Here is a 12,478-nt window from a genome sequence, read left to right as displayed (position 1 = left end):
GGGTATTTTTTTGTCTGCGTGCTATGCAGATTGTTATGTTACTTAGGATCTATTAGGAGTTTTCATGTTTTATGATATTGCGCGTCGCTATATGTTTAGCCGTGATGCTGAATGGGCACACGAATTTGCATTGAATAATTTGCGCCGTTTCGCACATACCCCTTTGAGTATGGCATGGTCGCAGTCGGTCGCGGATAAACCAGTAAACTTCCTTGGCCTAGAATTTAAAAATCCAGTGGGGCTTGCTGCGGGGTTAGATAAAAACGCAGAGTGTATAGACGCATTTGCGCAAATGGGCTTTGGCTTTCTTGAAGTTGGTACGGTTACACCAAGACCACAAGTAGGTAATGACAAACCTCGCATATTCAGATTACCGCAAGCACATGCCATTATTAATCGCATGGGGTTTAACAATAAAGGCGTAGATAACCTGGTCAATAATGTTAAAGCCGCTAAATATGATGGGATCCTAGGGATCAATATTGGGAAAAACAAAGATACACCGAATGAACAAGGAAAAGATGACTATATTCACTGTATGAGAAAGGTGTTCGAACATGCTTCATATATTACAGTCAATATTTCTTCCCCAAACACGCCAGGGCTGCGTGACTTACAATATGGTGATGCGCTTGACGATTTACTGCAAAGTCTGAAAAATGAGCAGATGGACTTGATTGCCAAACATAGTAAATCAGTTCCTATGCTAGTGAAGATAGCACCTGATATTGACGCGGTACAAGTGGCTCAAATTGCTGAATCTTTAGTAAAAAATAGAATTGATGGGGTGATAGCTACAAACACAACCTTGGAGCGCACTGCCGTTCAAGGAATGCAGTATGGCACTGAAGCGGGGGGCTTATCTGGCCGTCCGGTACGCGAGAAATCAACATTTGTTGTTGGTGAACTGAAGCGTTTAACTGAGGGTAAGCTGCCAATTATTGGTGTTGGAGGTATCGACAGTGCCGAAGCTGCAAAAGAAAAGTTGGATGCAGGCGCATCTTTATTACAAGTCTACACGGGCTTTATTTACGAAGGACCAACGTTGGTGAAAAGGATCGTCAACGGTTTATAATGATCAGTTATATAACTAAATGATCGTAAACAATTTGTTCTTATAAATATTTTCCCAGCTTAGAATTTTTAGTTATACTCCCACGTACTATTCAATAAATCAAAATAGTACGGGGGGAATCATTTTGCAGGCTTCTAAAGAGTGGCAATGGGTAAGTTGTCGCCAGAGAAATCGTTTGCTTGTAGATTTAGGTGAAGAGTTAATACTCTGCACGCCATTCCGTTTGCGTCAATTGACTCAAGACGCCTATTTAAACCCCCATCTAAGTATTAATGAAGCTGCGTTTTATCAAAATGTGTTTGCATATTTGCGTAGTTTTAATGTTTGGTCCGAACCGCAATGCTGCCAAATAGCGCTTAACGCAACTGCTGCAAAGTTTTACTTATTACCTGTTCAAGCAAAAAGTTGGTTTTTTGAAACTTACGCAGGCGACCAGCCATGCACTGAAGCCATAGTACGCTTGCGTTCAACACAGCAAGAAGGCGACTTTTTCATCGTGGAACAGGTTGATGGCGCTTGCTTATGTATTAGTTTAAGTGCGCAATTTGCATTGGATGAAAACTTAACCTTAGAACAGTTTCAAGCTATCAAGGTACTCAATAACCGAGTCCATCCATTATTAAGCTGTAATAAAATTTCCAAAATGGCGTGATCAAGCTGTCTCTAACCTATGTTATACTCGCGGGTAATTGAATATAAAGGGTTAGTACATTGCAATTTATCGCGCTCACATCTATTGGTATCGAACATCTCTTAGCGGAAGAACTTCAACAAGCAGGACTCGAATTAGTCAAGCAAAGCGTTGGATCGATTCGTTTTAATGCTGATAATCAAGCCGCGCAAAAGTTTTGTTTAACAACACGTTTCGCCACTCGTGTAATGTTGATGATTGACGAAAGTGAAGAGATTAAAGACAAAGCAGCGCTGTATAAGTTTGCTCGGTTTCAAGCTTGGCAAGATTGGTTTGGTCCTACGCAAACATTTGCAATAGAGTTTAATGGTACAAATACTGAGCTAAAAAATACCCAGTTTTCAGGTTTAGTTATAAAAGATGGCATAGTAGATTATTTCAATGATCTGTATGAGCAGCGTCCCAACGTAGATAAAACAGATCCCAATATCAGAGTTATCGCAAAGCTGAATAGAAATAAGTGTGCGTTGTATATTGACTACTCTGGACCTCGTTTATCAGATAGAGGTTATCGTACGCGTCAGGGTAAGGCGCCTATTCGCGAACATCTTGCTGCCGCTTTAGTTAAGCGTAGCGGTTGGCTTGAAGATACCTCTCGACCTTTGTTTGACCCATGTTGTGGCTCAGGTACATTACTAATAGAAGCGGCCTGTATGGCGAACAACATCTACAATAACTTAAATCGGGAGTTTGCGTTTAAGAGACTACCAAGCTTCAGAAAAGCCAAGTTTGATGAGATAAAAACTGAGCTCAAATCTACGCAAAAAGACACTAAATTGTGGATCATCGGATCAGATCTCGATCAAAAGGTGATTGATGTTGCGGAGCAAAATGCCCAAAGAGCAGGGGTAAGCGAACACATTCAGTTTAGTGTTAAAGATGCAAACGCTTTAGGTCAAGTAGCAAAACGTCCAGGGGTGGTACTGAGTAACTTACCTTATGGTGAACGTTTGGGCTCAATGGCAGAGCTGGTGAATTTGTACCGTAATATGGGAATTTCTTTTAAAAAGCATTTTAAAGAATGGCGATTGGCTTTGCTAGGTACAGACGACAGCTTGTTCAAGTTGTTGAAGTTATCAAGAGAAAAGCGTTACAAATTTAAAAATGGACCAATCGATGTTGAGCTCAATATGTATGAGCTTAACGAACGCCAAGTAACGCAAAACGAACAGAAAGTAGGCCTTAACTTTGAGGGCTCTACTGCCTTTGCAAATCGTTTGAAAAAGAATAAACAAGCCTTAAAAAGCTGGCTTAAGAATGAGCAAATCAACGCGTATAGGGTCTATGACGCTGATATTCCAGAATATAATGTTGCTGTAGATGTGTATAATGATTCAGCGGTTATTTTTGAATATGCCGCACCGAAAGAAATAGATGACAACGTTGCACAAAAGCGTTTGCAGGATGTCATAACACTAACTGCTGAGCAGTTACAAATAGCGCCACAGAATATAGCTGTTAAGGTTCGTAAAAAGCAAAAAGGTGAATCACAGTATACTGCGATGGATAAGCAACACCGTTATGATACGGTAGAAGAGTTTGGTGCGAAGTTTAAAGTTAATTTATTCGACTATCTCGACACCGGGCTCTTTTTAGACCATCGCTTGGCGCGCCGTTACATTCAACAAAATGCCAAAGACAAACGTTTTTTGAATTTGTTCTCTTACACAGGCTCTGCGTCGGTGCATGCTGCACTGGGTGGTGCAAAATCGGTTATGACAGTAGACATGTCAAAAACCTATCTTAAATGGGCTGAAGAGAACTTTGCCTTAAATGGCTTGAAGAATCCACGTTATCGCTTTGAACAGGCCGATTGTTTAAAGTGGCTAGAACATGCTCAAGGACAATATGATCTGATATTTTTAGATCCGCCAACCTTTTCTAACTCTAAACGAATGAAAGATGTATTTGATGTACAACGCGATCATATTCAGTTACTTACTTGGGTTAAAAAGATACTGAGTCCAAAAGGTATGCTTATTTTTTCAAATAACAAGCGTGGTTTTAAAATAGATGAAGTTGGTTTGATAGGACTTGGCTTAAAAGCTCAGAACATCTCTAATGAGACATTATCGCCAGACTTTAAGCGTAACAAACAAATACATAACAGCTGGTTGATAACCCATGGCTAAGTATGTTTTATACCACACAGAAGGTTGCCACTTGTGTGAACAAGCACTTGAATTGATATTGCAACTCATACCGTCACAAGAGTGTGAGTTGGTTGATATACTAAGCGATGAAGCTCTAATGGTGGCATATCAAACATCAATTCCAGTGATAAAAAGATGCTCTGATGAACAGGTTCTATATTGGCCTTTTGATCAGCAAAAAATTCAACAACTCGTAGAATAATATGGATTTAATTAGAATAGCAAAAGCGCAGTTAGCGTTTGGCACACACCCATTACTGGATAATGCCGATGCCGTGATCGAAGCCGGTGAAAGAGTGTGTATCGTAGGTAGAAACGGTGCCGGTAAGTCAACTTTACTAAAAGTACTCGATGGTGAAGTGTTACTTGATGATGGTGAAATCAACCGTGTTGGAGAGTTAAAAGTCTCTCGTCTTGAACAAGACCCGCCAAAAGGTGCTCATGGCTCTGTATTTGATTACGTAGCCAATGGGTTACCTAACATAGCTGAACTGTTGATTGAATTTAATCATGTCAGTGAAGCTCTGCAAACAGATCAATCAGCGGCCTTATTAGGTAAATTAGAAAAGCTTTCAAACAAAATTGAAGCTGCGGATGCATGGCGTTTTGAAAGTCGTATTAAGTTGGTTTTGACTCAGCTTGAGCTTGAGCCAAATATGCGCTTGGAAAAGCTCTCTGGTGGATGGCTACGTAAGGTTGCTCTAGCTAAAGCATTAGTGAGCGAACCTGACCTGTTACTACTGGATGAGCCTACTAACCATTTAGATATGAACAGTGTTATTTGGTTGGAGCAGTTCTTAAAAGATTTTAAAGGCGGTATCGTGTTTATTTCGCACGATAGGGCGTTCATCAGAGCGGTTGCAACACGTATTCTTGATTTAGATAGAGGTAAGTTAATTTCTTATCCTGGTGACTATGGGAAATACTTAGAGCAAAAAGCACACGATTTAAAAGTAGAAGAGTCGCAAAATGCTCTATTTGATAAAAAGCTAGCCGAAGAAGAAGCGTGGATCCGTCAAGGGATCAAAGCGCGTAGAACGCGTAATGAAGGTCGTGTTCGCGCACTAAAAGCACTTAGAAATGAGCGCAAGCAACGAGTTGAACAAGTTGGTAAAACTGATTTTAATATCGAAACAGCGGAGCGTTCAGGCAAGTTGGTGTTTGAAGCACAACATATGCATCATGCGTTTAAAGATAAAATTATCGCCAAAGACTTTTCAACTATTGTGATGAGGGGCGATAGGGTTGGCCTTGTTGGCCCTAATGGTGTGGGCAAAACAACACTACTCAAATTGCTATTTGGTGACTTAGCGGCCGATGGTGGCAACATAAAGCAAGGTGTAAATTTAGAAGTCGCTTATTTTGATCAATACCGTGAAAAACTTGATGAAGAAGCGACGGTACAAGATAACGTTGCTGAGGGTAAACAAGAAGTGATGATGGGTGGCAGAAGTCGGCACGTACTTGGCTATTTGCAAGACTTTTTGTTTCCTCCAGCCAGAGCAAGAACGCCCGTTAAGGCCTTATCGGGTGGTGAGAAAAACCGTTTACTTCTGGCAAAGTTGTTTTTGAAGCCATCCAACGTGTTGGTACTGGACGAGCCAACCAACGATCTAGATATTGAAACTCTTGAGTTGCTAGAAGACATTATCAACCAGTATAAGGGCACCATCTTAATCGTCAGCCACGACCGTGAGTTTATTGATAATACCTGTAACTCAGTTTGGGCGTTTGAAGGTAATGGCCAAATTACTGATATTGTTGGTGGTTATACCGATTACGAGCAGTATGTTGCGATGCGTCAAGCTCAAGCAAAAGAACTTGAAAAACAAGTTAAGCAAGAGGCAGAAAAGCAAGCGAAACAAAGCAAAGCAAGTAATAACAAAACAACCAAGCTAAGTTACAAATTAAAACTTGAATTAGAGCAGTTGCCAAGTAAAGTAGAGGCACTTGAGCAAGCACTAGAACAGCAACAAGAACTAGTAAATGCGCCAGACTTTTTCAAGCAAGATGCAGAAACTACGCAAAATGCGTTGAACGAATTAGCCGAACTTGAGTCGAAGCTTGAAATCGCGTTCGAGCGTTGGGAAGAACTAGAAGCGTTACAAAATCAGTAGTAAGGATTAAAATGAAGCACACATTTTTAGCTGTAAGCATTTTTGCAGGCTTAAGTAGTCAAGCACTTGCAGCTACCTACCAATTAACAGAGTTGCCTCGCTATGAGGGCGGTAAATACACATTTATCTCAGATGTTAACGATAACGGTCAAATTATCGGCGCTGCCACAAGCTTATTTGGGCTACCTATTGATGTTAGTTACATCGACTTTGACGATGCAACAATAAAGAATGCTTATGAGCAAGCCAAAACTTCATACGAAGAGATAGACGAAGAGATATCATTTACGTTAGAAGATATTAAAAATGGTGCAGCAGCAACTAACGCTGATGCAAACCGTTTTATGTTGAGTTTCCTTGGTGCTCGAGCAAACTCTGCAGAGTATCAAAAACTGCAAGATAGGGTAGCGCTTAATATTGACGCTGTGTCGGCGCAAGAACAAGTATTATTTGATGTCGACGATACTGATACTAACGGTTTGACTCGTTCAACTTCAAATTACTTGACCGCAATTAGTGAAGACGGAGCCATTGTTGGATGGGGGTCGTCACCATTTTCTAAAACGACTTTTACGCCTGAAGGTCAATCTGAAGAAAAGACTTTTTTTGTCCGTGATTGGAGTGCTAGAGGCTTAGTTTTAACACCTCAGGGTGAAAAGGTAACGTTAGAGCCAGCATTTACTGAACACGGTGGTTATAGCATAGCCACCGATATCCGTAAGTTAGATGATGGTAGCTATGTGGTCGTTGGGCAAGCAAGTATAGGCATCCCAGAGAACCGTCAGAAAAACTACGATGATAACTGTGATGATAAAGATGAACCATTACAAGTTTGTCGTTGGATAAGACAATTATCATCTAGCCGACCATTTTATGATTTAAGAGCGTTTATATGGCAGTTAGACGAAAACTTTAATGTCGTTAGCTCACAAGACTTAGGCCTGGGCCTAACACCTAAAGATGATGAAAATGATGCGTTTATCAGTGCTGCGTTAGCTGTTAACAAAGCTGGCATCGCTGTAGGTTATTCACCATACAGAAATGGTGATGACCTATACCCATTTAACGTTGCAGGCTATTTTAAAGATGGCGCTTTTAAGCCTTTTAAAACGCTTGAAAAGTGGTACGAGACTGGTAAAGCGACTGACATTAACAATAACAATATCGCGATTGGTTACATGGCTGAAAATGTAAGAAATGTAATTCGTGAACAGGTAGCATTTTACTACGACTTAAATGAAGAGAAATTTGTAGAATTACCTTACTTCTTTAAAGGTTCAAAAGCTGTTGCTACTGATATAAATGATGCTGGCTTTATTATCGGTCAGGCAGAAGTTGAGAAGAACAGTAGTAACCGTCGCAGAGAAGGTTTTATCTACCAAGTTGGTGATGACAAAGTTACCAACATTAACGATTTACTGCCTTGTAAAGATAGTAGTGGAAACAACTATCCATACAATATTGCCGAGGCAATTAAAATTACAGAGTCGAACCATATTTATGCAATTGCAACTAAAACGGTAGAGCGCAGAGACCGTTTGGGTAATATTGAAAAAGACAGTAACGGTAATATTGAGTACGAATCAGTGACTCTACCTGTATTGTTAACACCAATTACGGGTGGTGAAGTTGAAAATTGTGCACCACCAGAGGCTGAAACTTATGAGCGTCAGTCGGGAAGCATGTTGTTTATGAGCTTACTTACACTGCCATTTGCATGGTTGCGAAGAAGAAAGTTGAAACTAGCAAAAAGCTAACGCGCAACGCAGTACAATAAAAAAGCCCTTAAGGGCTTTTTTATTGTCTATATTTTAACTCTATTACTTGCTTCTTGAGGACCAAGCTTTATTAACTGATCTTCGCCATAAGTAGTCAATGCCAAAGTAACCAATCACTGCGGCAATACTTGCACAGATCAAGGAGCCGACCATAAACGCGGGACCAATGGTTGACAGGCTTTGAGTGAGCCATTCCCAGCTAGCCTCAAAATGAAATGGCTGGGTTTCTTGGCCAAGAGCAAACACGCCGACCAAATATGAACAGTAAAAAATTGGTGGCATGGTGAGAGGGTTGGTTAACCACACTAAGGCCACCGAGAGAGGCAAATTTACGCGAAATGGAATCGCGAAAGCAGCAGCTAATACCATTTGAAAAGGAACAGGGATGAATGCAAAGAATAAGCCCACAGAAAATGCGCCACGTGCAGAACGTCTGTTTAAATGCCAGAGGTTGGCGTCATGCAATAAACGACCAAATATTTTGAGTGACTTTTGCTGTTTGATCTTATTGTGATCGGGTAAAAATCGTTGGATCGTTTTCTTAGCCATACTGTGAAACCATATACGTCAATTCTCTTTGGGTGTGGGTTTTGTGTAGGCTGTCTGATAACCGTATTTTTTTACGAACACTGGCAATTCTATAGCAGCTTACTTTTCCTACTGGTTGTCGCGCTCTATTTTAAGCCGTTTTGGCTCTTATTGTTAGGGTTTATTTTAGCTATTTTTTCGGTATCGGTACATTATTGGCTTTTTTACAAGCAACTTGAATTAGAAAAAGAGCAATTACAGGCAATTAGTATCGAAGCTCGGATAGAAAAAGCTTTTTCTGAAGATTACCTGCGCATCAAGTTTATCAAAATAGGAGACGAAACATTACCATGGTATCGAAACGTCTTTGCAAATGTTTCTGTTAAAGATGCAACATACAGCCTCGAAGCGGGTTTACGCGTTAAGGCAATTGCAAAACTAGCTCCTTATCGCAGTCGTAAAAACTATGACAGTTTCGATAGCGAGGTCTATGCATTTACTGAAAAGCTTCACTATAAAGGCCGATTGACTCAGGTCCAGTCATTGTCCAGAGCAAAAGTGGACGCCATTGCTGTTTATCGTCAGTGGTTATGGTCAAACCTAAACGGCTATAAACTATCTTGGTTATACTACACGCTACTGAGCGGAGATAAATCGAAAATAAGCGTTGAGAATAAGCAACGTATGCAACAGTTAGGACTCAGCCACATGCTCGCAATTTCAGGTCTGCACGTGGGTATTGCTTATGCATTGGGATTTTATATGAGCCAATGTGGCTTCTTTTTGGTTAGTTTATTCGGTGCACGATTTAGTCAATTGTATGATTTGAATAGATATAACGCATGTGCAGGTCTAGCCTTGAGTAGCCTGTATGTGCTGTTAAGTGGCTTAGCCGTATCGGCACTACGGGCATCGTTAATGCTTTGTGCTTTGGTCATTGCCTATATCTTTGCCAGACGGGTACTCAATTATCGAGTTTTGCTATTTGCACTGTGTGGCGTGTTATTTGTGGACCCGTTCTCTGTATTAAACCCCGGATTGTATTTTTCATTTATTGCTGTTTATGGCATTTTTAGTTGCGTAAGGGTGTGGGCTAACAAAATAAATGCCAAACACTTTGTTGCACAGTTATTACTTCTCCAAGTGATATTGGGAGGGCTGCTTGCGCCGTTGAGTAGTTACTATTTTTACGGCGTCAGCATATCTTCGTTGATCACCAATATCATTTTTATTCCTTTATTAACATTTGTGTTGTTGCCAGCACTTGTATTGCTAACGATTAGCCTGTTATTCGCTCTTACGTCTGGATGGTTTGCGCTAATTGATAGTGTGATATTTGCAATCCTTAAGCAATTAACCGAACTCCTGTTAGATGTAGGTTGGTTGAAGACGCAACCGTTCCCTTGGCCATATCTGGTCATTTTTTACGTCTGCATCTTGTTATTTACGCATTGTAAAATTTGGCGTGCTATTGCGATAATTCCAATTTTGATGGGCATTATCAATGCTATTAGTCAGCCACAGGCAAAGTGGCAAATAGATGTTATTGATGTGGGCCATGGCACGGCCGTGATGATAACCGTTGGTAAGCAAGCGTTACTATATGATTTAGGAGCTAAATATTTTGACCGTTTTTCAATATTTGAGCGTGTTGTGCAGCCCTATTTAGAGGCCAACAATCTTGTGCTATCTCAGGTTATTTTGAGTCATCAAGATAACGATCATATTGGTGGTATTGACGAGTTGCTTGAGTATGTGGGCACAAAACCTTTAGATGTATTTCATAGCGCAGATGTGAATAGCAACTGTAATATTACTCGCACAAAATTTGCAGATACCTTAACCGTAGAATCACTTTGGCCAATTAAAACAATGTCCAGCGATAATAACAATTCGTGTGTAGTAAAAGTGAGCGATGGGCACTATTCGTTGCTTTTAACCGGAGATATAGAGCATGCTGCGGAGCGGTTATTAGTGGCACAATCAGGTTCCGCATTAAGCAGTGACATATTACTGGTACCACATCATGGCAGCAAAACTTCCTCAAGTAATGAGTTTATTGCGGCAGTGCACCCCAGCATTGCTATTTATTCAAGAAGCTATTACTCAATTTGGCATTTACCACACCCTCAAGTGGTACAGCGCTATAACCAAGCAGGAGTGACACAGCTTGATACGGCACGCGAAGGTCAAGTTAGAATTAAAGTTATAAACAGCGGATTGGTGATCGAATCAGCACGAAAAAGTCACCGATTTTGGTTTTTATAACAACAGCAATAGCGATAATTTGCTTACTTTTTAGCATTTTTGCTTCAATAATAAAGGTTTGACGACATTGCATTTTGTTTTTGAGCAGTGCCAAAGTACAATAGATGGGTTTTCAATCGCAGAGAGTTTTTATGCAACAAAGTGCCAAACAAGTCTACCAACGGCTATTAAAATATACATTTGACTTTAAAATGGTAGGCATATTTTCTGTCGTAGGCATGTTGGGCTATGCGGCCATGGATGCGTTATTTATTAAGTTAATGCAACCGTTTATAGATGATGGTTTGACGCAACGAAATACCGAAGTGTTAACGTGGGCACCAATCATTGTCATTGCGCTCGTACTAGGACGCGGTGTATTTAATTATATGGCCTCTTATTGCTTAAGTTATTTAGGCTCTCAAGTTGTACAAAGACTCAGACAGCAGTTATATGAACACATGTTATATCTACCAGTTGCTTTTCATGATCAGCACTCCAATGGAGATATGATCTCTAAGATCACCTTTGATACAGAGCAAGTACAACAAGCGATCACGCGAGCGCTACAAGTGATGATAAGAGAAGGCGCGTTTGTATTTTTTCTTTTAGTTGTTATGTTTGACGCTAGCTGGCAACTGTCGTCTATATTTCTTGTCATCGTGCCACTGGTTGCAATTATCGTGAATGTTGTTTCCAAGCGATTTAGAAAAATCTCAAAAAGCATTCAAGATGCAATGGGAGAGGTGACTAAGGGATCTGAACAAATGTTGGCAGGGCACAAAGTTATCCATGGTTTTGAAGGTCAAAGCAAGGAAATCAACCACTTTGCGCAGGTTAATAATCACAACCGCCAACAACGCGTGAAAATGGATGCCACACGAGCTTTGAGTGTGTCGGTTATTCAAATTTTAGCAGCAAGCGCAATGGCATTAATTTTAGCTATCATCGCAATGCCTTCGATGATAGACACAATAACCTCGGGAACCTTTGTTGCGTTGCTGTCTTCCATGATGATGATGCTAAGACCACTGAAGCAATTAGCTAATGTGAATGGCGAGCTGCAGCGCGGTATAGCGGCCGCACAAAGTATATTTGATATACTTGATACGCCGACTGAACTAGACACGGGAACGAAAGAGATCACTTCTTGCAAAGGAGAAATAAAAATAAACAATCTCACCTTTTGTTACCCAACTAAGCAGGAACCGGTTATTAGAGACCTAACATTACATATCAAGCCGGGAGAAAACATCGCCTTGGTAGGGCGCTCTGGGTCTGGCAAGTCAACGCTATCGAATTTACTTCCTCGCTATTACGACATTTCATTGGGAGAGATATTGCTAGATGATGTTCCTATCCAGCAATATAAATTAAAGGACTTACGCCGTCAGTTTTCTGTTGTTTCTCAGCAAGTTGTTTTGTTTAACGACACCATAGGTAACAACATCATGTATGGTTTAGAGCAGCCGTTGTCAAAGGAGCAGCTCATAGATGTGGCTAAGCAAGCGCATGTTTGGGAATTCGTGAAAGATTTACCTGAAGGACTAGACACAGTTGTGGGAGAAAACGGCGTCATGCTCTCTGGTGGACAACGGCAGCGTATCGCAATAGCAAGAGCTATTGTTAAAAATGCGCCAATTCTAATATTAGATGAGGCAACCTCAGCACTGGATACCGAGTCTGAAAGGTTGATCCAAGATGCACTAGAGACGCTCATGACCGACAAGACGTCTATTGTAATTGCACATCGACTATCTACCATTGAAAAGTCAGACAAGATTTATGTACTAGAGCAAGGTCAAGTTATCGAACAGGGTACCCATCAAACATTACTTGAGTCGGGCGGCACATACGCAGCATTATGCCAAATGCAGCATGGAGCTTAA

Annotated in this window: 9 protein-coding genes; 8 read left to right on the top strand and 1 reads right to left on the bottom strand. The window is 40.7% G+C overall.

Going from position 1 to position 12,478, the window contains the following annotated elements; all coding sequences use genetic code 11:
- Positions 1 to 64: 64 nt before the first annotated feature.
- The 6 genes from pyrD to HG263_RS02225 all read left to right on the top strand — a co-directional run bounded on the left by pyrD (position 65) and on the right by HG263_RS02225 (position 7,793).
- Positions 65 to 1,075, top strand: coding sequence for a quinone-dependent dihydroorotate dehydrogenase (gene pyrD / locus HG263_RS02250; RefSeq protein WP_171624452.1), 1,011 nt, complete (start codon positions 65 to 67; stop codon positions 1,073 to 1,075).
- Between the two features lie 121 nt (positions 1,076 to 1,196).
- Positions 1,197 to 1,727: a cell division protein ZapC domain-containing protein gene (locus tag HG263_RS02245; protein WP_171624899.1), complete on the top strand. Its 531-nt coding sequence runs from the start codon at positions 1,197 to 1,199 to the stop codon at positions 1,725 to 1,727.
- Between the two features lie 59 nt (positions 1,728 to 1,786).
- Positions 1,787 to 3,898 (top strand): bifunctional 23S rRNA (guanine(2069)-N(7))-methyltransferase RlmK/23S rRNA (guanine(2445)-N(2))-methyltransferase RlmL, encoded by a 2,112-nt coding sequence (rlmKL, locus tag HG263_RS02240; protein ID WP_171624451.1) that lies wholly within the window; start codon positions 1,787 to 1,789, stop codon positions 3,896 to 3,898.
- Positions 3,891 to 4,121 (top strand): glutaredoxin family protein, encoded by a 231-nt coding sequence (locus HG263_RS02235; protein WP_171624450.1) that lies wholly within the window; start codon positions 3,891 to 3,893, stop codon positions 4,119 to 4,121. The genes rlmKL and HG263_RS02235 overlap by 8 nt, the downstream gene beginning before the upstream one ends.
- 1 nt (position 4,122) lies before the next feature.
- Complete coding sequence (gene uup, locus HG263_RS02230) at positions 4,123 to 6,036, top strand: ATP-binding cassette ATPase Uup (RefSeq protein WP_171624449.1); 1,914 nt, start codon at positions 4,123 to 4,125, stop codon at positions 6,034 to 6,036.
- 11 nt (positions 6,037 to 6,047) lie between these two features.
- The gene (locus HG263_RS02225; protein WP_171624448.1) at positions 6,048 to 7,793 is read left to right on the top strand and encodes a DUF3466 family protein; all 1,746 of its coding nucleotides are present in this window, start codon (positions 6,048 to 6,050) and stop codon (positions 7,791 to 7,793) included.
- A gap of 63 nt (positions 7,794 to 7,856) precedes the next feature.
- On the opposite strand, the gene HG263_RS02220 is transcribed toward HG263_RS02225, so the two are convergent.
- Positions 7,857 to 8,363 carry a DUF2062 domain-containing protein gene (locus tag HG263_RS02220; protein ID WP_171624447.1) on the bottom strand — a complete coding sequence of 169 codons (507 nt, stop codon included), beginning with the start codon at positions 8,361 to 8,363 and terminating at the stop codon, positions 7,857 to 7,859.
- A gap of 150 nt (positions 8,364 to 8,513) precedes the next feature.
- On the opposite strand from HG263_RS02220, the gene HG263_RS02215 reads away from it, so the two are divergent.
- Positions 8,514 to 10,610, top strand: coding sequence for a DNA internalization-related competence protein ComEC/Rec2 (locus HG263_RS02215; RefSeq protein ID WP_171624446.1), 2,097 nt, complete (start codon positions 8,514 to 8,516; stop codon positions 10,608 to 10,610).
- Between the two features lie 131 nt (positions 10,611 to 10,741).
- Positions 10,742 to 12,478 (top strand): lipid A export permease/ATP-binding protein MsbA, encoded by a 1,737-nt coding sequence (gene msbA, locus HG263_RS02210; RefSeq protein WP_171624445.1) that lies wholly within the window; start codon positions 10,742 to 10,744, stop codon positions 12,476 to 12,478.

The organism is Pseudoalteromonas caenipelagi (genome assembly GCF_013140855.1).
Lineage (GTDB): Bacteria > Pseudomonadota > Gammaproteobacteria > Enterobacterales > Alteromonadaceae > Pseudoalteromonas > Pseudoalteromonas caenipelagi.
The sequence above is the reverse complement of the archived record's forward strand: the minus strand, read 5'-3'. Positions and strand labels throughout refer to the sequence as shown.